The sequence below is a fragment of the Neorhizobium lilium genome, assembly GCF_004053875.1.
Classification (GTDB): Bacteria; Pseudomonadota; Alphaproteobacteria; order Rhizobiales; family Rhizobiaceae; genus Neorhizobium; species Neorhizobium lilii.
The window spans coordinates 201881-223147 of the sequence record NZ_SBIP01000002.1 but is presented as its reverse complement, the minus strand read 5'-3'; the positions used below and the strand labels follow the sequence as shown (position 1 = coordinate 223147).

Sequence of the window (21267 nt, the reverse complement as noted above, 5' to 3'; positions counted from 1 at the left end):
TGCAAGATGGGCCGCCCGGTCAAGACGGCCCATCTTTAATTATCAGTTGGTGTAGTGGTTGCGCCAGTGCGGCTTGTAGGTGCTCTTCTTGCCCCAGAAGTCGTCGCTGCCGGAGTCCTGCTTCGAACTTGTCTGCTCATGGGCAGTGACCTGCGGAGACTGTTCTTCTCGCGCCTGCTTGCGCGGAGCAGCGGATGCTACAGAGGCGCTAAGCGCGACGGCTGCCGCTGCTGCAAGAATGATCGTTTTCATGATGATCTCCAAATCAAAATAGATGCACTTTATTTGATCGAACTATTTGGTTCGATGCCTGTTATTTGGTGTGCGCCGCACCACAGAACAAGGCGGGTAATTAGGACTGACGACGGCTCGATTGATTTTACATGCAGTAAAGCGTCCACTTGAAATTTAAGAAAAATTATTAATATCAGCAGTTTAAGGCTAAAATCAAAACTACTTTCAGAGCTATTGTGAATATTTTGCGACGTACTATCACCCTTCCGTGAGTGCGCTGCAGCAAAACGACCTGAAAAGGGCAAAACATCTTGACGAGCAATATCGGGCGACGTAAAAGAGAACCGTACCGTACGGTACTAGAGGGTTCATCGTGTCCAGTCAGTCTGCTCAATCAGGAGATTTTTCGCCGCGCCAGAGCGCCGTTCTGGCCGAGGCCCTGCGACTTCTCGTGGAAGGTGGCGACAAGGCTTTGACGACAGCAGGGCTGGCTCGGGCGGCCAGTTGCTCGAAAGAAAGCCTCTACAAATGGTTCGGCGACCGCGACGGCCTCTTGGCTGCGATGATCTCCTTCCAGCAGAGTAAAGTCCGCACTGTCGAGCGCTCCGGGGAACGGCTGACGGCGGAATTGCTGCGGGATCATCTGGAAGTCTTTGCGCGGGATCTTTTGGAGGTCCTTTCGGGGGATGTATCGCTAGCGCTCAATCGCCTGGCGATCGGGCAGTCTAGCCGCGATGGTTCGAAGCTCGGCCGGCTTCTGGTAGAGCATGGCCGCCGGCAGATCGACCGCCGCGCAAAGGCGCTGATCGATGCGGGAAAACGGGTAGGGCTGCTTCGTTTCAATGATGCAGACCAAGCCTATCATACGCTTTACGGCCTGATCGTTTCGGATTTGCATGTGCGCATGCTGCTGGGCGAGCCGGCTCTGAAAGACAATGCCGTTCAGGCAAAACGGGCCGTGGAGGCGTTTTTGACGCTCCATGGCGCACAACGAGATAGCGGCAACGGCTCGGCCACCGCTGGACGATAACAACCACATCGATAGTCGAAGGGAAGGAATAATAATGCGCGTCTATTACGATCGGGATGCCGACCTCAATCTTATCAAAGCGAAGAATGTCGCTATCATCGGTTATGGGTCCCAGGGCCGCGCTCATGCGCTGAACCTGAAGGATTCGGGTGCCAATAACGTCGTGATCGGCCTGAAGGCCGGTTCGCAGACGATCAAGAAGGCCGAGGCCGACGGCTTCAAGGTCATGACGGTTGCCGAAGCCGCCAAATGGGCTGACCTGATGATGATGGCGACACCTGACGAACTTCAGGCCGACATCTGGAAGGCCGACATCGCCGACAATATCCGTGATGGCGCTGCGATCGCTTTTGCACATGGTCTTAACATTCATTTCGGCCTGATCGAGCCGAAGGCATCGGTAGATATCGTCATGATCGCGCCGAAGGGCCCGGGTCATACGGTTCGCGGTGAATACCAGAAGGGCGGCGGCGTACCGTGCCTGGTGGCCGTTCATCAGAACGCATCCGGCAATGCACTTGAACTCGCTCTCTCCTACGCCTGCGGCGTTGGCGGCGGCCGTTCCGGCATCATCGAAACCAATTTCCGCGAAGAATGCGAAACCGATCTCTTCGGTGAGCAGGTCGTTCTCTGCGGCGGTCTGGTTGAACTGATCCGCGCTGGTTTCGAAACCCTGACGGAAGCCGGCTATGCGCCTGAAATGGCTTATTTCGAGTGCCTGCACGAAGTGAAGCTGATCGTTGACCTGATCTATGAAGGCGGTATCGCCAACATGAATTACTCGATCTCCAACACGGCGGAATGGGGCGAATACGTCTCCGGCCCGCGCATCATCACCGCCGAAACCAAGGCCGAAATGAAGCGCGTCCTGACCGATATCCAGACCGGCAAGTTCACCTCCGACTGGATGCAGGAATACCGTGCTGGCGCATCGCGCTTCAAGGGTATCCGCCGCATGAATGACAACCATCAGATCGAGGAAGTCGGCGCCAAGCTGCGCGGCATGATGCCCTGGATCGGCAAGAACAAGCTGGTCGACAAGAGCGTCAACTAAGCGTTTTGGAGTTCAGGAATAATCCGCGCAGGCTTGCGCTTGCGCGGATCGGTTGACAAAATCAGGCGTTTGGCGGGATCACGCCCTTGGTCAGCAGGAAGCATCCGTAGAAGCGGGTCTCGCCTGTGGCGATGACGCAATAGGCCTGCTTGGCCTTTTCGTAGAAGGCAAAACGCTCGATCCCGTACATGCGGGCGGATCTGCCTTCAGCCGCATCGATCGTGGCCTGCACCTCGTGCTGGACGTCTGTGATCGTGTCCGGCTCCTCCATGACTTCCATGCGACCGACGGAGGGCTGCAGGGGCGTGTCGAGCGGGAAGACGGATAGAATTGCCTGCATGGCGCGGGTCGCGGATAGGTTGTCGATCCGCAGTAGCTCCCCTAGCACTGTGTGGCGAGCCACCGAATCGGCCGGGAAGTTCGTGTCCACGATCGCGAGCGTGTCCCCATGGCCCATGGCCCGCAGGGCGTACAGGACATCGGCATTAAGCGCAGGGTCTATATTCTTCAGCATGCTCTTCTTCCTCGAATTCTGATGACGGCTGATGATCATCGGCTATCACGAACAGCCTCATCAAGTAGCCGTAAAACGCATTAGCTCAGGAAAAATTTCAGTCGAACGATAAGTCAGTATTGCTGACCTTTCGAAACTTCTGTAAAGCCAGTGAAACAAAATTGTAATATGAGGAAACATTCCGATGCTGGATTGGGAACATATATTCGCGACCCGCTCAAGCCGCATGCGCGCATCCGAGATTCGCGAGCTGCTGAAGCTTCTGGAGCAGCCGGACATCATTTCGTTCGCGGGCGGTATCCCTGATCCCGCGCTGTTTCCGGACGAAGCTTTCAAGGCCGCCTATAATGACATCTTCTCCGGTAGTCAGGTGGGCTCGGCCCTCCAGTATTCGGTGAGTGAAGGCTACAAGCCGCTGCGCGACTGGATCGTTGGCGAGGTCGCCAGGATCGGCATCGAGTGCACGGCCGAAAACGTCTTCATCACATCAGGCTCGCAGCAGGCATTGGATTATCTCGGCAAGCTGTTCCTGTCGCCGTCCGATACGGCGCTGGTGACCTGGCCCACTTATCTCGGCGCCTTGTCGGCGTTCAATGCTTACGAGCCCTCCTATGATCAGTTTTCGCTGAACGGCAACCGTACGCCGGCCTCCTATCGCGAAACTGCCGCTAAGAACGGCGGCAGTGTCAAGTTCGCCTATCTCTCGGCAGACTTTTCCAACCCAACCGGCGAGACGATAGATCTGGAGGCGCGTGAGCGCCTTCTGGCGCTGGCCGACGAGATGGATATAGCCATCTTGGAGGATGCGGCCTACCAGCATCTGAGGTTCGACGGTGAGGCCGTTCCGCCGATCATGGCGCTCGACATCTCCCGCAGCGGCGGCATAGAGAATACCCGCACCATCTACAGCGGCAGCTTCTCGAAAACGCTGGCACCGGGCCTGCGCGTCGGCTTCGTTATCGCCGCCATGCCTGTTATCCGCAAGCTGGTGCTGCTGAAGCAGGCTGCCGACCTGCATTCCTCCACGATCAACCAGATGGCCATTGAACACGTTGCCTCGCGCGGCTTCGACGATCAGGTCGCAAAGATCCGCAAGGTCTATAGCGGACGCCGCGACGCCATGCTGGCCGCGCTGCAAAAATACATGCCGAAGACTGCGACCTGGACGAGGCCCGAAGGCGGCATGTTCATCTGGGTGACGCTGCCGGAAGGCATGGACGGCGCGGAATTGCTGGCCAAGTCGCTAGCAACCGAAAAGGTTGCCTTCGTGCCCGGCAAGGCCTTTTTCGCCGATGGCAGCAATCACAACACGCTGCGTATCAGCTTCTCCTGCACGAACGACCAGATGATCGACGAAGGAATCAAGCGCCTCGGTCGGCTTGTCGCCGGTGCCTCTGTCGGCGAACATCCGACACTGCCGATCATCTGACCGGCTCTCGGATTTCATATCGAATACGGAAAAGCCCGCTTGTGAGCGGGCTTTTGACGTTCGGGCAGGGTGGGTAGGCCTTTGTGATGCTCAGTCTTGAGCGAGCACGATCACCATGTCGCTCTCGGCATAGGCTACCAGATCTGCTCGCGGTGGGTTGACGACGACGCCACCGAGGTTTCGATGATCGGTATCGTTTGAACGCTGGCGCCGGTAGCCCAGCGCAATTTCTCCACGCCGTAGGGCCGACAGCGCCACGGTGAAGAAATTCACTGGTTTGCTGACATCGACGTAATCGCTGATCGGCCGCATGTAGATTTCCGAGCCGGCTTCATCCAGCAGTTCGTCAAAGATGGCCGCCATGGACGCGTTCTCGGAGGCCTGTGCGAGCATCAAGCTGACCAGCTTGTTGCTGACCACGAAGTCTTCGGCGCGGGTAACTTCCGCCAGTTCGCGATTTCGCACGTCGATCATCTCGCTGACGACGCTGATGTGCCTGGCTGCCGTTTCACCGATCTTGCGAAGCTGGAGGAGGGTGATGAGCGTGCGCGTATCGGCCGATTGCGCCGACATGCTGTCGCTATAGCCGAGAACCAGGACGTGGTCGTAGGAAGGAACATCAAGCGCATCGAGCGCCGGGCGGCTGCTGGTGTCGATGACGTGATGCTCCACCGTGAGGTTGAGCGGATCGAGCGTCAGGGAAGCGACGTCGTTCTCGAAGTCCGGCGTGCTGGCGGCGATCGTCAAGCGGGATCCAGGCGCGACATAGCGCGCGAGTTCGGAGACGATGATGGGGCCGCGGCGATTCCAGCCGAGGATCAGGGTTCGCTCGGCAGACTTGGAGCGCTTGACGATCGGGCGGATCATGTTTTTGTCGATGCCCATGTCGCCCGACCATGTTTTTATCGAGTCATCGTCCTCGGAAATGATCACGGCCTGGTCGCTGGCTAGGATCACTCTGTTAGGATTGGGATTGAGATTGATCGCGCCGCTCTCGTCGCGAAGGCCGATCAGCGTGCTGTTCTCGTAAGCGAGCACGGCATTGCCGAAAGACTTTCCGACTATGTCGGGTTGGTCGATCGTGTAGATTTCGCAGCCATCGAAATCCAGAAGTTCGGAATAAACGGCGCTCAAGCCCGACTGCCGGCTGGTATGCACGACGATGCGTGCAATGAGGTCATCGGCCAGAACGAGCTGCATTTCATCCCCGCCGACGATTCTGGCGACGTCCGCATTGCTTGCTTCGCGGATTTCCGCTGCGATCATGTACTTTTCAGCTCGGCGGTGCGGATCGTTGACCAGTGCCAGCACCGTCTTGATGACCTGAGAATCGGCATCCTCCCCTTCCGGCGACAGAACGATGATCGAGCGGCTGGTCTGCGGGTTGACGATGGAAAGATCGTAAAGATCAGTCGGATCGCCGCTGCGGCAGATGATCTTGGTATTCTTGCGATCGCCGACCTTGGCGGCGATCTCGTCTTCCATCTCCACCTTGTCCTTGTTCGCCATGATGACGATACGTGGCCTGCGGCGACTCTGGTTGGCGATAATCAGCTCGGAAATGACGTCGAAGATCGAGGGCGACCAGTTGAGGATGATCGTGTGTTCATTTTCCAGAACGAGGGAGCGGCCTTTTCGCAGTTGGCCGAGCTTTTCCTCAAGGCCCGAGGATATGACCCCGATCAGGGCGGAGAAGACGAAGACGCCGGCCATCGTGACCACAAAGGATACGCCGCGGAAGCTCCAGCCCTCGTCGCCGCCGATCGTACCGGCATCCATGGTGCGCATCAGCGATTCCCAAGCGCCTTCGATGAAGCCGAGCGGCTCTTTTCCCTCGGGGGCAATGCCAGTAAAGGCGAGGATCAGGCCTGCGCAGACGATGACGACGAGGGAGATCAACGCCAGCCATCCGATCAAGGCGATGGCGCCGCCGGCCATGCTCTTGTCGAACTCGTAACGCAGGCGCGCAGCCAAGTCTTCGCGGCTCTTCATATCAATACCCCGTAATATATCCCCGTTGAGGCCATGACAGGATTCACAGGCTAATACAATCAATGCTCCAGCCCATGAGGAGCAGAGGCCCGGAAAAGTATTGTTAAAGTAAATTCCTCGAACAGCCGAGGGAAGGCTCGCACATCTGCGGTTGTGACCCGCTGTGATTGTCACATGGCTGTCAAGCAGGAGTGCTTTAGGTCCCGTCTGATCAAAGCCCGAGGACCTCCGATGAAGAACCTTCTTGCCGCTTTCACCGCGCTCGTCACGCTTGGCTTCACCGCCGGTGCCGCCTATAGCGCCGACCTCGTTCTCTATACCAGCCAGCCAAATGAGGATGCGCAGGCAACCGTCGATGGGTTCAAGGCTGCCAATCCGGGCGTCGATGTACAGTGGGTACGGGACGGGACGCCACAGATCATGGCGAAGCTCAATGCAGAAATTGCGGCCGGCAGTCCGGCCGCCGATGTGCTGCTGATCGCCGACACGGTGACGCTGGAGCGGATGAAGCAGGCAGGTCAGCTGATGGCCTACAAATCGCCAGAAGCCGCCAATTACGACAAGACGCTCTACGATGCGGATGGCTACTATTATTCGACCAAGCTGATCACCACCGGCATCATGTACAATACGCAGGCTTCCATGAAGCCGCAGAGCTGGAAGGATCTCGCCAAGCCTGAAGCCAAGGGCCTCATCACTATGCCGAGCCCGCTCGCCTCCGGTGCAGCGCTCATTCATGCGCAGACGCTCGCCGCCGTCTCAGGCCTTGGCTGGGACTACTACAAGGAGCTTAAGGCAAATGGCGCAATCGCCGCCGGCGGCAATGGCGCGGTGCTGAAGTCGGTCGCGTCAGGCGAGAAGGCCTATGGCGTCGTCGTGGACTACATGCCGATCCGCGAAAAGGCCAAGGGCGCACCGATCGAGTTCGTCTTCCCCGAAGAAGGTGTTTCAGCGGTGACTGAGCCCGCCGCCATCCTGGCTTCGACCAAACATGCTGATGCCGCCAGGAAATTCATCGACTACGTATTGTCCGAAAAGGGCCAGGAGGGTTTCCTCAAGCTTGGCTACATTCCGGCCCGCAACGGTATGGGCGTTCCTGCCGGCTTCCCTTCGCGCGACAAGATCAAGCTTCTGCCGATCAATGCGCCCGAAGCGCTCAAGAATGCACCCGGCGACGTGAAGACCTTCTCGGACATCTTCGCCGTCAAGGGCTGAAGAAGTGCAAGAATGAGCCTGTTTCGCAACATAGGAAGCAGCCAGCCGCGCTGGCTGTTTCCCTTCGTGGTCATTGCCATTGTTATCCTCAGCGTCCTGCCGCTCGGGCGGCTGGCGGCAACCGGCGTCGTGTCGGCGCTGAACGGCGGCGCACGGGGCATCCTCACCGATCCGGGCTTGTGGCAGCCGGTCTACAATACTGTGGTCACGTCGTTCTTCGGCATGATCGTGGCGGTAGTGCTGGGGGGCGGGTTTGCTCTTCTGCTGACATTGTTCGACATCCGCGGCAAGAGCATGCTCGGCTTCCTGTTCATGCTGCCGACGATGATCCCGCCGCAGGTGACGGCGCTCTCCTGGATCGGCATGATGGGACCGTCTAGCGTGCTTCTGAAGGCGATCGGGCTTGCGCCGCCACTCGGCAGCCCTCAGCCGCTCTATTCGATTAGCGGCATCGCCTTTCTGTTCGGCGTCCAGAATGCCGCGCTGGTCTATCTTTCATTGCGAGCCGGATTGCTGGCGCTCCCCCGCGACGGCGTTGAGGCCGCACGGCTTGCCGGGGCTTCGTCGCTTCAGGTTTTGAAGGACATCATCCTGCCCCTCTCATTGCCCGGATTTGCGGCGGGTGCTGCCATTGCATTCGTGTCCTGTGTCGGCAATTTCGGCATTCCGGCCATCCTCGGCATCCCCGCGTCGATCTATACCCTGCCGACGCTGATCTACGCCAAATTTGCCGCCTTCGATGCAGGCACCTTTGCCGACATCTCCGTGCTGTCGGCGCTGATCGGACTCCTTTCGGTGCTGGGCCTTCTGGTGGAAAGCCGGGCCCTGCGCGGACGCGATTACCGGGTCATCGGGCTTTCGGGACAGATTGCCGTCTTCCGGCTGGGGCGATGGCGCATCATGGCCGAGCTGCTGTTGTGGCTGATAATCGTCGTCATTCTCATCCTGCCGTTGACGGCGCTGGTCGCAAGTTCGCTTGCGCCTGCCTATGGCGTGCCGCTGACACCGTCCACCGCGACGCTGCATGCCTATCAGGAAATCCTGTTTCGGCAGGCGGTGACGCGTACCGCCTTCGTCAACTCGATCGGGCTGTCGCTCGCAACCGCTTTGGGTCTGTTGCTGATCTCGGTGCTTGTCGGCTATTTCCTGGTGCGCGGGGGCAGCCGCTTTGCCGGGCTGATCGCGGCTTTGGCGGAAATACCCTACGCGCTGCCCGGCGTCGTGCTGGCGGTCGCCTTCATCCTTCTCTTTGCCGCACCCATTCCCGTTCTCGGCATTTCCATCTACGGGACGATCTGGATCATCCTGCTCGCCTACCTGTCCAGCTTCCTTGCAGTCAGCCTCAAGCCGGTGACTAGTGCGTTCCGGCAGGTCGATCCGTCTCTGGAAGAAGCGGCACGATTGTCCGGTGCAGGTTTTGGCCGGAGGATGACAGATATTCTGGTTCCGCTGGTGGCACCGGCTGCGGGTGCCTCTGTCATCCTGGTCTTCCTGATCGCGTGCAACGAGCTGACCGTCTCGGCGCTTCTATGGTCTGCCGGCACGCAGACGTTGGGGGTTGCCATCTACAATCTGGACGACAGCGGCAGCTTCAACCTTGCTTCGGCGCTTTCCGTCCTGGTCGTCATCATGGTCATTGCCATGATGCTGCTGCTCGAGGCCATGGCAAAGAGGTTGCCCAAGGGAGTAGTGCCATGGCGCAGCTGATTCTCGACAAGCTTTCCAAGCACTTCGGTGGGACGCAGCGTGCTGCCGTGGACGATGTGTCGCTGACGGTGCGCGAAGGCGGTTTCCTTGCGCTGCTAGGACCTTCCGGCTGCGGCAAGACGACGGTGCTGCGGATGATCGCCGGTTTCGAGCAGCCGAGCGGTGGCGCGATCCGTCTCGGTGATCGGCCTTTGGCTAACGACATGACCATGGTAGCACCCGAGCACCGGAACATGGCCATGGTGTTCCAGTCCTATGCGCTCTGGCCGCATATGAGCGTGGCAGAGAATGTTGGCTATCCATTAAAAGTGCGAAAAATCTCGTCGGATGACAGGCGCAGACGCGTGTCCGACGCGCTTGCTGCGGTGCGGCTCGAAGCCTATGCCGACCGGCGACCGGCCGATCTTTCGGGCGGGCAAAGGCAGCGCGTGGCGCTGGCGCGTTGCCTTGTGACGGATCCCGCCGTGGTGCTTCTGGACGAACCGCTTGCCAATCTCGACCGGCATTTGCGGCAGGAGATGGAGGAGACCTTCCGCGACTTCCATGCGCGATCCGGTGCGACCATGATCTACGTGACCCATGATCAGGCGGAAGCCATGGCGCTTGCCACGGATGTAGCGGTCATGTCGGAGGGAAAGCTGCTGCAGGTGGCGACACCGGAGGAAATCTATGCGCGGCCGGAGGGGCGACTGGTCGGATCGCTGATAGGGCAGGGCGCCATCCTTTCGCTTCCGTCACCGGGCGGTGATGTTCGCCTGCTCGATCGTGAGACAATGCAGCGGCTGTTGAAGACCAGCGGCGGACCTTCTATCGACGTGCTTGTCCGGCCCCAGGATGTGGCCATTGCCGAGGGCGGCGAGACGGCGAAGGTCGTCTCGGCGCTTTTCGAGGGCGAACGGTATTCACTGAAGCTGAGCTTGCCGGATGGGCAGGCGCTGCGGGCGTTCAGCCGTTTGCCGGTAAGGGTAGGTGAGGCCGTACCCGTCATGATCCATTCCGGCTGGCGGCTGTAGCCAGACAGGATGCCGGCGGCTAGGGTTGCTTCCAAACGGCGGGAGCGCGTCACATCGATTGGAAAAGCATGGCAGTCCGACTTTCTGAAGAGTTTTTCCATTGGCCGCCGGAGCAGACGGTCTTCGATATCGACGATGTGGAAATCAGGCTCTTGGCAGGCGACCACCCGTTTTATCTGGCCGAACGCGATGCCATTGCGGAGAACTGGACCCAGGAGGTGGAGGCCAATCCGGCCTTGTTCAACGGACGCATGCTGCTGCAGGCGCGCCTCGGCCTGAACGAAGGGCGCCTTTTCAGCGAAGGGTACGAGATCTCCTTTTCGACCTTCTTGTGGTGGCGCAAGCAGGCCGAAAGGCGCGGCGGCGTGCATATCTACGCTTATCCTGTGCTCGAAACCTCTGACGGCGCGCTGATCGCCATCCGGATGGGAAGCCATACGGCCAATGCCGGCATGGTCTATTTTGCCTGCGGTTCTTTTGAGCCGGAAGATGTGATCGGCGGCTTCTGTGACCCGAACCACAATATGCGCCGCGAGGTGCTGGAAGAGACGGGGCTCGATCTCCAAGACACGCAGGTGGAAGCTGGCTACCACGTGGCGCATTTTCGGCGGGCAGTTACGCTGTTTCGTGTCTATCGATTCGACCTGACGGCAGAGGAAATCTGCACTCGGATCGAAGCTCATATGCAGGTGGCGGAGGATAAGGAAATCGCCGGCCCGGTCGTCATTCGCTCCGCCGATCCGCAAGCCAATCCCTACAATGTCGGCATGCTGCCGGTGCTTGACTGGTATTTCGGCAGGCGCGACGCACACGGCTGAAGAGGGTTGCACGGCGCGTCACGGTCGGGCAGGTTGCGTCGGAGACCGCCAAGAGGAGAGTGATCATTGTCACGCCGCTATCGCATCTATGACGTTTTCACAGACCGCAAGTTATCGGGCAATCCGCTTGCCGTGATCCTGGATGGAGACGGACTCGATCCGGAGACCATGCAGGCGGTTGCGCGGGAGATGAACCTTTCCGAGACGGTGTTCGTCCAGAAGAGCGAGAATGCAGCCCATGCGGCTCGGCTGCGCATCTTCACCCCCGCCAAGGAACTGCCCTTTGCCGGGCATCCGACCGTTGGCACGGCGGTGGCACTGGCTGAACTCGATCGCGGTCCCGCTGCTGATGAGGTGGATCTCGTCTGCGTTCTCGAGGAAGGCGTAGGCCCCATCCGCTGCGCGGTGCGGCTGCGCAAGGGTGAGGTTGGATTTGCAGAGTTCGACCTGCCGCGCCGGCCTTCTCGGACGGATCTGCAGGTCGACAAGCAACGAATTGCCAATGCTCTCAGCGTCAAGTCGAGCGATATCGGCTTCGAGAACCACGTCGCCTCCGTGTGGAGCGCTGGCGTACCCTTCCTGATGATCCCACTGCGCAACCTAGCCGCAGTACAGAGCGTCCAGTTCGACGCGGCACTTTGGGAGCAGGCAGCGCCATTTGTGGAAGGAGGGCTCGCCTCCGCCTATGTCTACTGCCGCGGCGGTGTACATCATCAGGCGAAGTTTCATGCACGAATGTTCTCGCCCGAAATGGGCATTGCGGAGGATCCGGCGACAGGGGCTGCAGTCGCTGCACTTTCCGGAGCCATTCATCATTTCGATGCTCTACCGGACGGGCATCATCCGATCCTGATCGAACAAGGCGTGGAGATGGGCAGGCCCTCTGCGATTCACCTGCATCTCGACGTGCGCGACGACGGAATTTCCCGTGCGCGAATCGGCGGACAGGCGATCAAGATTGCGGAAGGTACGATTGAAATCTGACAGACGCCGCTTCAAAGAGGAGGCTTGAGGCAAGGGCCGGGCAGGGTGCGACAGGCTTCCCGTGGCCTCAAAGTCATTTCATCGATTAACCAAAGAAAATTTCCGGAGCCGCTGGACAAGCCAGAACTTCCCCTTTATACGGCCCCTCACCGGCGACGAGCACTGCTTCTGCCGCCGGTCTTCGGGTGATTAGCTCAGTTGGTAGAGCAGCTGACTCTTAATCAGCGGGTCGTAGGTTCGAGCCCTACATCACCCACCAAATTCTCCAAAAAATAAGAGATTATTTCCGCGGCGACGGTGTCTATGGCGGGTTCACCGATCAGGCTCTCAGAGCCAAGCAATAATCTTTATAAGCGCGAATCACGTTGGTTTCGCGGCTTCGAGTGCTTCCTCCGCCTCTTCCATAGACATCTGGAAGACCTTCTTCCCGACTTCGAAGCTGAAGCCGCCTCGGGCGAAGGCCGACAATTCCTTCGCCTTGCGCTTGTCGTCCAGATCGACCTTGCGGAATGGGCCGAAGGCGCGCTTGCGGGCCAGAACGATCGCCGCATAGAGATCGTCCGCCTCCGCAACTGCGTCCGCCACGGTCTCTGAAGCAATACCTTTTTGCGATAGTTTCTGGGCGATGGCGCGCTTCGACCGCCCGCCTCGCATTCCGCTTCTTGTGCTGATCTCGGCAAATGCAGTGTCGTTCAAGGCACCGTTATCGTAGGCGAACTTCACGGCGTATTCGGCCAGGGCCTGGATCTGCGCCGGGGAAATGTCCTCAAACTTTTCCCGAGCCTTGCGCGCAATAGCGTCATATAGCTGTTTTTCCGTGTGCATCCGCCGCCCCAGGCGGTAGATGGCGGAGTTCCGCGACCAGGAGAACATGCGCGTCGTCGGCGCATCTGTCGTCTTTGGTTCGGTCTCCTGTCCCAGCCTTTTCTCTCCCGTTCAGTTGCCGTCAGTAGGCGATGCCTAGCACGTCTTGGTTGGCATCTGAAGCTGGAGCGGGAGGCGCTAAGGACCGCAGGTCGTGCTTTGTTGTGGGCGGTGAGGACAAGCCTGTGAACCGCATTTGCCACACATTCACGTTTTGCGCTGCAACAGGGAACCCTTCGCTCCTACCCGCATTCTGAACCGCAATCGGAAACGGAGGTTGATCGTGAAGGCGTTTATGCTGCTCCTTGGGAGCCTTGTGGTCGTCGTCGCTATATTTCTGGGTGGCGTCTATATAACGGCAAACATGATTGCCGAACCCGAGCCTCACAAATTTGCGCATATCGACACGCCTGACCTCTGGACCTCGAGGCCGGTAAAGGTGGATGGAGCAAAACAGACCTATGAACGGCTTCCGAGCCTGCCCATCATCGCTTCGATCCCTGCTTCGGATCTGCCTGAGCCGCGAAATGCAAATGGCAACGTTCACACGGCGTCGCTTGTGGACAATACCGTGACCAGTGCAGCCAATACCGGTGTCGAGGGGGACGACGCGGCGGCTTCGCAGCCTGGCACGAAGATCGACCCAGCCCACGCCGATTGGTGCTTTGCCCGTTACCGTTCCTATCGGGTCGAAGACAATACGTACCAGCCATTCAGCGGAGGTTCTCGCCGCCAATGCGAAGAACCCGGAAGCAGCGTGGCGCAGAGCGTTTCCAACGCGTCCACGAATGCTGAACCTCAGCAGGAGCAGACGATGGCTTCGGCGGATTTGGTCAGCGTGCCAGCAAGCGCCGGCGCAGCGCGGGATATCCAGGCAAGCGGACAGCCAAACCATGCGGAGTGGTGCCAGGGGCGTTATCGGTCCTACCGCGTGGAAGACAACAGCTACCAGCCTTTGGATGGCGGTCCGCGCCGAAACTGCCAGTCGCCGTTTGGCTGAGCCGGCAAGAGCGAAGCCGCTACATCGCTTGAGTTCCCAATCGTTGGAACGCTTCGATCCAGATCCAATCAACCGACTTTGCGCAGCAATTCCACTTGCTCGGTGGTGCGCAGCGACTGGACAAGCTTGACCAGCCAATCCACGAAAACGCGCACCTTGTTGCTCATGTGGCGCGTCTGCGGATAGACGATGTAGAGGGGAAGGGGGTCGCAGGTCCAACTATCAAGGATTTCGACCAGTTCGCCCCTTGCAAGAGCATCCTTGGCCATGAAGCGTGCCGTCGTTGCGACGCCCATGCCTGAAACTGCTGCGTTGACATAGGAACGTGCGTCGTTGACGGAGACGATATATCGTGGGTTCACTTCAATAGTTTCGTCACCCTTGCAAAAATCCATAGACATGACCCGCCCCGCCTGGGCTGTCAGGTAGCCGACCGAGAAGTGATCGCTCTCGAGGTCGCGAGGATGGACGGGAATGCCGAAGTTTTCGATGTAGATGGGTGAGGCATAGGTCGCGATGGGAAGCTCGCCTACCTTGCGAGCGATCAGCGATTGGTCCTTGGGCGTGCCTGCACGCAATGCGCAATCGACATTTTCGGCGATGTAATCGACCAGCCTGTCGCCGACACCGATATCGAGGCGGATCTGCGGATAGCGTTTGTAGAAGTCGCATAGCGCCGGTATGACCACGAGATCGGCGAAAGCGCCGGACATTTCCACCCTCAACCGGCCCTTAGGCTGTAACTGGGAGTTGGAGATACTACTGTCCAGCTCGTCTACATCGCCAAGAATCTGCATGGCCCGCTCGTAGTAAAGTGCACCGTCAGTGGTCACCATGACCCGGCGTGTGGTGCGGTTGAGCAGCGTCGTGTTGAGATGCGCTTCGAGCGCCTGCACCATGTTGGTGATGGTGGTCTTGGGAATGTTGAGACTGGCGGCCGCCCGCGTGAAATTGCCGGTCTCGACAACCCGTACGAAGGCACGCATTGCGGAAAGCTGGTCCATATCGATCGCCTTTTCGTGCGCTGCACAATTATCCGTAAATGCCGAACAGTGTTGTCGAATGCAGATGGCTAGTAGCCTGTTCCTCGAATAATAATATTAGACGTCAGAAAGGGCAAGCGCTGTCGCTGTGACAGAGGTTGCCAACAGGAATGCCAATGTCCGCTCAATGGGAAAATGTCGAATTCGGCCGCTCTGCCAAGCCGCCAGTCCCAATGCGGATCTACGAGGGAACGAAGCGCTGCAAAGTGCCGGCGCTGGTCCTTTACCTGAGAGGAGGCGCTTTTCTCGAAGAGGAGCGACAGTCCAGTGAGCGTTGTGTTGCCAAGGCGCTGGCCGATACGGGCGCCGTCGTCCTGGAAGCCGACTATAGCAGCGTATCGTCCAATGTCTTTCCGAAGGCAATGGAATGCGCCTTTCAGGCTCTCGACTGCCTAAGCAGCCGGCGCAAGCAATTCGGCAGCTCGAAATCTCTGCTGATCGTGGCGGGCGACGAGGCAGGTGGAAATGTGGCGGCGGGCGTTGCGCTGAAGGCGCGTGACCGCATGCCGGGCGAATTGGATGGGCAGGTTCTCCTGTCACCGATGATCGACCCGATGATGACCTCGGAGTCCTTTCGCAAGGCGGATGAGATTGGCATGCGCCAGCGCTGGTCGGACGGCTGGAGCCACTACCTGGGATCATTTTTTGATTCCCAGCATCCTTATGCGGCCCCTTGCCTCTGTTCGAGGCTTTCGGGTGTCGCGCCGGCCCTGGTGGTGACATCGGAAGATGATCCCCTACGGGATGAGGGTGTGAATTACGCGAAGCGTTTGAGCGGGGCAGGCGTTCAGGTGCGTCAGAAGGTTTTCCCCTCCGGCCAAGGCTGGACGGGAATTTACCGGAGCAAAGGCGGACAGGATGGGGGTCCATGGCTGTCAGGACTATGTGACGAGTTCAACGGCTTTGTCCGCGATTTAAGTGCCTAAGTTATTGTAAGTACATGAAGTTGGTGAGCGATCTCATATCGTCACCCGGAGATAGAAGCCATGTCGAAGTTGAAGAGCTGGGCCCTGTTGGGCACTGGAATAGGAACTGCTGCAATGATTGCAGGAGCGTCCCTTTATTTTGATCTGCCGAACGGCGCGACAGCTGCACCAGCAACAGCCAGCGCCCCGCCGCCGGCCGTTCCCGTGACGGTTGCAACAGTGGAGCCGCGCAAGATCACCACCTGGCAGGAATTTTCAGGCCGGCTGGAGGCGGTGGATCGGGTGCAGATCCGTCCGCGCGTTGCGGGCGCCATCCAGTCGGTGCATTTCAGGGAAGGCGGGTTGGTCAAGTCCGGCGACCTTTTGGTGACCATCGATCCGGAGCCTTACAAGGCAGCTGTTGCAGAAGCCGAAGGCCAAGTGGCGTCGGCAGAGGCGAAGCTCGATCTCGCCAATACGGAGCTCGAGCGTGGCCGAACGCTGTTTTCCAAGAACACGATCGCCCAGAGCGATTTCGCTCAGCGGCAGAGCACATCGGCCGAGGCACTTGCCGGGCTTCAGTCGGCTAAGGCTGCCCTCAAGGTGGCGCAGCTTAACCTCGATTATACGCAGATCCGGGCACCGATCTCCGGCCGCGTCGGCCGCATCGAAGTTACAGTTGGCAATCTTGTGGCCGCAGGCTCGACTTCGGTATCGCTGACGACGCTCGTATCGGTCGATCCGATCTATGCCAGCTTCGATGTCAGCGAAGAATTCGTCACACGGATACTGGCAGAAGTGCCGGCCGACGACGGCCTGCCAGCTTTGGACCAGGTTCCGGTCGAAGTGACGACGCTTGCAGGCGAGGAAGCCATTCGTGGCAAACTTCAGTTGGTGGACAATGAAGTGAATGCAGCGAGCGGCACGATCAGGGTTCGGGCGGTCTTTGACAATCCGGGCGGAAAACTGATCCCTGGCCAGTTCGTTCGTGTTCGCATGGGGCAGCCCAAGCAGGTGGAACGGGTTGTCATCAGCGAGAAAGCCGTCGGCACCGACCAGGACAAGAAGTTCGTGGTCGTGGTCGATGCCGAAAACAAGGTGTCCTACCGGCAGGTGCAGCTAGGGTCTGCCATTGACGGCATGCGTGTGGTGGAAAAGGGTCTTAACAGCGGTGATCGGATCGTCGTCAATGGCCTGCAGCGCATCCGGCCAGGTGCCGTCGTTGCACCGCAGGACGAAGCCAAGGTCGCCAACAAGTAAATTCCATTCGCCGGCCAAAGAAGCCGGCAAGAACAGAAAGCCTTCTCGCTGCCCGCAGTCGTCGTACTGCGGGTCTGGCGAGACGCATGTCTTGTTCATCCCTGGAGAGAGGGTTTTGACATGAATTTTTCCCGATTTTTCATCGACCGGCCAGTGTTTGCCGGTGTGCTTTCAGTTCTCATCGTCGTGGCGGGCTTGATCGGCCTGCGGTCGCTGCCGATCTCGGAATATCCCGAGGTCGTGCCGCCGTCGATCGTCGTGCGGGCCACCTATCCCGGTGCGAACCCGACCGTTATTGCCGAGACCGTCGCGACGCCGCTCGAAGAGCAGATCAACGGCGTTGAAGGCATGCTCTATATGGCAAGCCAGGCCACGTCCGACGGCGCCCTCAATGTGACTGTCACTTTCAAGCTTGGCACCGACCCGGACAAGGCGCAGCAGCTCGTACAGAACCGCGTCAGTCAGGCCGAACCGCGCCTGCCGGCGGAAGTGCGCGCGCTGGGCATTACTACGGTCAAGAGCTCACCCGACTTCATCATGGTCGTGAACCTCGTCTCCACGGACGGAAATTCTGACATCACCTATCTGCGCAATTACGCGACCTTGAACATCAAGGACCGGCTCGCTCGCCTTGAGGGGGTCGGCCAGGTGCAAGTGTTCGGGGCCGGCGACTATTCCATGCGCATCTGGGTAGATCCGCAGAAGGCGGCTGAGCATAACCTTGCTGCCAGCGACATCAGCAGTGCGATCAGCTCGCAGAACGTTCAGGCGGCCGCAGGGATCATCGGTGCGTCGCCGAGCCGGCCAGGCGTCGAACTGCAGCTCAACGTGAACGCGCAAGGGCGGCTGCGGACGCCTGAGGAATTCGGCAACATCATCGTCAAGGCCGGGAGCAATGGCGAGATCACCAGACTTCGCGACGTCGCCCGCATCGAACTCGGCGCGGCCGACTATACGCTACGGTCGCTGCTGGACGGCAAGCCGGCTGTTGCAATCGCGGTTCTCCAGGCACCCGGTTCGAATGCAATCGAGATCGCCGATAACGTGCGCGCCACCATGGACGATCTGCAGCTCGCCATGCCGTCGGGCATAAAGTACGATATCGTCTACGACACGACGAAGTTCGTGCGCTCGTCGATCGAAAAGGTCATCGACACACTGCTGGAAGCAATCGCGCTTGTGGTGCTTGTCGTCATCATCTTCCTTCAGACCTGGCGCGCCTCGATCATCCCGTTGATCGCGGTTCCGGTGTCCATCATCGGCACGTTTGCCGTCATGTATGTCTTCGGCTTCTCCATCAACGCGCTCAGCCTGTTCGGGCTCGTGCTGGCGATCGGTATCGTCGTGGACGACGCGATCGTGGTAGTGGAAAATGTGGAGCGCAATATCGAGAGCGGCCTGTCGCCGCGGGATGCGACCTACAAGGCTATGCGGGAAGTGTCCGGCCCGATCGTCGCGATCGCTCTGGTGCTGGTCGCCGTCTTCGTGCCGCTCGCCTTCATCTCAGGCCTGTCCGGCCAGTTCTACCGGCAGTTCGCGCTGACGATCGCCATCTCTACCGTCATCTCGGCCTTGAACTCACTGACGCTTTCGCCGGCACTGGCGGCTCTTCTCCTGAAGGACCATCATGCCAAGAAAGATTGGCTGACGCGCTTCATGGATGCGATCTTCGGCTGGTTCTTCCGCGGATTCAACCGCGCCTTCGGGACGGGCTCCCGCTACTACGGCAAGGGCGTCGGCGGGCTGTTGTCGCGCAAGAGCATCGTCATGGTGCTGTATCTGGTGCTGGTTGGCGCAACCTACCATCTGTTCTCGATCGTTCCCGGAGGCTTCGTGCCCTCGCAGGACAAGCAGTATCTGATCGGGTTTGCCCAGCTGCCGGATGCAGCCAGCCTCGACCGGACAGAAGACGTGATCAAGCGCATGACCAATATTGCGCTTGCCCAGCCGGGCGTCGCCAACGCCATCGCCTTTCCGGGCCTGTCCATCAACGGCTTCACCAACTCTTCCAATGCCGGCATCGTCTTCGTGACGTTGAAGGATTTCGAGGAGCGCAAGACGCCCGATCTATCCGGCGGAGCGATCGCGCTCGCGCTGAACCAGAAGTTCGGCGTGATCCAGGATGCCTTCATTGCCATGTTCCCGCCGCCGCCGGTCAACGGTCTCGGCACCACGGGCGGCTTCAAGCTGCAGATCGAGGACCGGGCAGGGCTTGGCAATCAGGCGTTGGACGAGGCCGCCAAGGCGGTGATCGGAAAGGCCTATCAGACACCGGAACTGGCCGGCATCTTCTCCAGCTTCCAGGTGAACGTACCGCAGCTCTTTGCCGATATTGACCGTTCCAAGGCGGAGCAGCTAGGCGTCTCCGTTACCGACGTCTTCCAGACGCTGCAGATCTATCTCGGCTCGCTCTACGTGAACGACTTCAACGCCTTCGGCCGAACTTACAGCGTCCGGGTCCAGGCTGATGCCAAGTTCCGCGCCGAGCCGGAAGATATCGGGCGGCTGAAAGTTCGGTCCGCGTCGGGACAGATGATTCCGCTGTCGGCCCTCCTGAAGGTCGATACATCCGCCGGCCCCGAGCGCACCAACCGCTATAACGGCTTCCTGGCTGCCGACATCAACGGTAGTCCGGCTCCTGGATTCTCGTCGGGCCAGGCCCAGGCTGCGATCGAGAAGATCCTCCACGAAACGCTGCCGCCCGGCATCGAGTTCGAGTGGACGGACCTGACCTACCAGCAGATCCTCGCCGGCAATTCCAGCGTCGTCGTCTTCCCGCTGGCCTTGCTCCTGGTTTTCCTGGTGCTCGCCGCACAGTATGAAAGCCTGACCCTGCCGATTGCGATCATCATGATCGTACCGATGGGCGTGCTTGCGGCACTGACGGGTGTCTGGCTGACAGGGGGTGACAACAACATCTTCACCCAGATCGGTCTGGTGGTGCTGGTCGGTCTATCCGCGAAGAACGCCATCCTGATCGTGGAGTTCGCTCGAGAGCTCGAATTCGATGGTCGAACCCCGGTTCAGGCTGCGATCGAATCCAGCCGCCTGCGTCTCCGGCCGATCTTGATGACCTCCATGGCCTTCATCATGGGCGTCGTGCCGCTGGTCCTGTCCACAGGCGCAGGTGCGGAAATGCGTGCTGCAATGGGCGTCGCCGTCTTCTCCGGGATGATCGGCGTCACCTTCTTCGGCATCTTCATGACGCCGGTCTTTTACGTGCTGGCACGTCTGCTTACCGGAAACCGCCCGTTGCGGCAGCACGGTTCGGAGGCGGCGCCCGCTCTCTCTCCAGCGGAGTAAGCTGGCCTCCAGGCCGGGCGGGTCCCCTCCACCGGGACCCGTCCGGTTTTTCTTCAAAGCACCCCGCCATCCACGACCAGGGTCTGCGCCGTGATCGCAGCCGAGGCAGAGGAGGCGAGGAAGAGGCAGGGTCCGACAAGGTCTTGCGCGACCAGCACCTGCTTCAGGCACTGGCTGTCCAGCATGGCGTCGATCTTCTCCTCCGTCAGCCAGAGCCGCTTCTGGCGCTCCGTGACGATCATGCCCGGCATCAGGGCGTTGACCCGGATATTCTCCGGCCCTAGCTTACCCGCCAGGCTCTTGGTCAGGCCGATGATGGCGGCCTTTGCGGTCGTGTAAGCGGGCATCTCGCTCATGTTGCGAACATAGGAGATGGAAGAAAAATTCACGATCGAGCCGCCGCCGGCTCGGATTAGATGTGGCGCCGCCGCCTGCGAGACGAAGAAGACCTGCTTCAGGTTGATCGCCTGGCTCATGTCCCAATAGTCTTCGGTAACAGTTGCGAAGTCGTGCCTATCATCCCAGCCGGCATTGTTGATGAGAACGGATAGGCCATCCATCTGGCACGCAGCCTGCTCGACAGCGGCCTTCGTCTCTTCGATACTGCGCAAATCTGCCTTCAGGTAGATGGGCGTATGAAGGGAGGTAGCCGAGAGACGGCGTACCAGTTCCCGGCTTGGCTCGTCGGCAAAGTCGATGAAGGCGGTCTTTGCGCCCTGAGCGGCGAAACCTTCCACGAGAGCAGCGCCTATGCCGGAGCCTCCTCCGGTAATAAGAACGCCTTTTTCCTTCAGATCACCGTAAGAAATTATTGTTTCCGCCAAAGCATCCTCCTCGCCAAATAGCACTGGTTTTAGCCCGGGCGCTGGAGAGAGTACAGGCGGGAGAGGTGCCTCCTAGAC

At 59.4% G+C, this 21267-nt stretch carries 18 protein-coding genes and 1 tRNA gene; 13 read left to right on the top strand and 6 right to left on the bottom strand.

Annotated elements, in window-relative coordinates; translation table 11 throughout:
• Positions 1-42 precede the first annotated feature (42 nt).
• Positions 43-252, bottom strand: coding sequence for a hypothetical protein (locus tag EPK99_RS07320; RefSeq protein ID WP_128442399.1), 210 nt, complete (start codon positions 250-252; stop codon positions 43-45).
• 355 nt (positions 253-607) lie between these two features.
• On the opposite strand from EPK99_RS07320, the gene EPK99_RS07315 reads away from it, so the two are divergent.
• Together EPK99_RS07315 and ilvC are read left to right on the top strand one after the other, a co-directional pair.
• Entirely contained in the window at positions 608-1264 is a 657-nt protein-coding gene (locus tag EPK99_RS07315; protein ID WP_128442398.1) for a TetR/AcrR family transcriptional regulator C-terminal domain-containing protein, read from the top strand.
• A gap of 34 nt (positions 1265-1298) precedes the next feature.
• The gene (gene ilvC / locus EPK99_RS07310; protein ID WP_128442397.1) at positions 1299-2318 is read left to right on the top strand and encodes a ketol-acid reductoisomerase; all 1020 of its coding nucleotides are present in this window, start codon (positions 1299-1301) and stop codon (positions 2316-2318) included.
• Positions 2319-2379: 61 nt separating this feature from the next.
• Here the strand turns inward: ilvC and EPK99_RS07305 are convergent, their stop codons facing one another.
• Positions 2380-2832, bottom strand: a complete 453-nt coding sequence (locus tag EPK99_RS07305) for an RbsD/FucU family protein (protein ID WP_128442396.1) — start codon at positions 2830-2832, stop codon at positions 2380-2382.
• A gap of 184 nt (positions 2833-3016) precedes the next feature.
• Between EPK99_RS07305 and EPK99_RS07300 the strand changes: the two genes are divergently transcribed.
• Complete coding sequence (locus tag EPK99_RS07300; protein WP_128442395.1) at positions 3017-4261, top strand: aminotransferase-like domain-containing protein; 1245 nt, start codon at positions 3017-3019, stop codon at positions 4259-4261.
• A 90-nt stretch (positions 4262-4351) separates the two neighbouring features.
• Here the strand turns inward: EPK99_RS07300 and EPK99_RS07295 are convergent, their stop codons facing one another.
• Positions 4352-6253, bottom strand: a complete 1902-nt coding sequence (locus EPK99_RS07295) for a CASTOR/POLLUX-related putative ion channel (protein WP_128442394.1) — start codon at positions 6251-6253, stop codon at positions 4352-4354.
• A gap of 231 nt (positions 6254-6484) precedes the next feature.
• Here EPK99_RS07295 and EPK99_RS07290 point away from each other — a divergent pair, with 231 nt between their 5' ends.
• The 6 genes from EPK99_RS07290 to EPK99_RS07265 all read left to right on the top strand — a co-directional run bounded on the left by EPK99_RS07290 (position 6485) and on the right by EPK99_RS07265 (position 12249).
• Positions 6485-7468 carry an ABC transporter substrate-binding protein gene (locus EPK99_RS07290; protein ID WP_128442393.1) on the top strand — a complete coding sequence of 328 codons (984 nt, stop codon included), beginning with the start codon at positions 6485-6487 and terminating at the stop codon, positions 7466-7468.
• Between the two features lie 12 nt (positions 7469-7480).
• Entirely contained in the window at positions 7481-9175 is a 1695-nt protein-coding gene (locus tag EPK99_RS07285; protein WP_128442392.1) for an ABC transporter permease, read from the top strand.
• On the top strand, positions 9163-10188 hold the full coding sequence (locus EPK99_RS07280) for an ABC transporter ATP-binding protein (RefSeq protein WP_128442391.1): 1026 nt from the start codon (positions 9163-9165) through the stop codon (positions 10186-10188). Before EPK99_RS07285 ends, EPK99_RS07280 begins: the two co-directional genes overlap by 13 nt.
• 68 nt (positions 10189-10256) lie before the next feature.
• The gene (locus EPK99_RS07275) at positions 10257-11006 is read left to right on the top strand and encodes an NUDIX hydrolase (RefSeq protein WP_128442390.1); all 750 of its coding nucleotides are present in this window, start codon (positions 10257-10259) and stop codon (positions 11004-11006) included.
• 66 nt (positions 11007-11072) lie between these two features.
• Positions 11073-11990, top strand: coding sequence for a PhzF family phenazine biosynthesis protein (locus EPK99_RS07270; protein WP_128442389.1), 918 nt, complete (start codon positions 11073-11075; stop codon positions 11988-11990).
• A gap of 183 nt (positions 11991-12173) precedes the next feature.
• A tRNA-Lys gene (locus tag EPK99_RS07265) sits at positions 12174-12249 on the top strand.
• 101 nt (positions 12250-12350) lie between these two features.
• On the opposite strand, the gene recX is transcribed toward EPK99_RS07265, so the two are convergent.
• Positions 12351-12911 (bottom strand): recombination regulator RecX, encoded by a 561-nt coding sequence (recX, locus tag EPK99_RS07260; RefSeq protein ID WP_128442388.1) that lies wholly within the window; start codon positions 12909-12911, stop codon positions 12351-12353.
• Positions 12912-13137: 226 nt separating this feature from the next.
• On the opposite strand from recX, the gene EPK99_RS07255 reads away from it, so the two are divergent.
• Complete coding sequence (locus EPK99_RS07255; protein ID WP_128442387.1) at positions 13138-13854, top strand: BA14K family protein; 717 nt, start codon at positions 13138-13140, stop codon at positions 13852-13854.
• A gap of 68 nt (positions 13855-13922) precedes the next feature.
• On the opposite strand, the gene EPK99_RS07250 is transcribed toward EPK99_RS07255, so the two are convergent.
• On the bottom strand, positions 13923-14858 hold the full coding sequence (locus tag EPK99_RS07250) for a LysR family transcriptional regulator (protein ID WP_128442386.1): 936 nt from the start codon (positions 14856-14858) through the stop codon (positions 13923-13925).
• Positions 14859-15013: 155 nt separating this feature from the next.
• Here EPK99_RS07250 and EPK99_RS07245 point away from each other — a divergent pair, with 155 nt between their 5' ends.
• The 3 genes from EPK99_RS07245 to EPK99_RS07235 all read left to right on the top strand — a co-directional run bounded on the left by EPK99_RS07245 (position 15014) and on the right by EPK99_RS07235 (position 20365).
• Positions 15014-15823: an alpha/beta hydrolase gene (locus EPK99_RS07245; protein WP_128442385.1), complete on the top strand. Its 810-nt coding sequence runs from the start codon at positions 15014-15016 to the stop codon at positions 15821-15823.
• Between the two features lie 60 nt (positions 15824-15883).
• On the top strand, positions 15884-17062 hold the full coding sequence (locus EPK99_RS07240; RefSeq protein ID WP_128442384.1) for an efflux RND transporter periplasmic adaptor subunit: 1179 nt from the start codon (positions 15884-15886) through the stop codon (positions 17060-17062).
• Between the two features lie 120 nt (positions 17063-17182).
• A complete protein-coding gene (locus EPK99_RS07235) occupies positions 17183-20365 on the top strand; it encodes an efflux RND transporter permease subunit (RefSeq protein WP_128442383.1) in 3183 nt (1060 codons plus the stop codon).
• Positions 20366-20418: 53 nt separating this feature from the next.
• On the opposite strand, the gene EPK99_RS07230 is transcribed toward EPK99_RS07235, so the two are convergent.
• On the bottom strand, positions 20419-21189 hold the full coding sequence (locus EPK99_RS07230) for an SDR family NAD(P)-dependent oxidoreductase (RefSeq protein ID WP_128442382.1): 771 nt from the start codon (positions 21187-21189) through the stop codon (positions 20419-20421).
• Between the last annotated feature and the right edge of the window lie 78 nt (positions 21190-21267).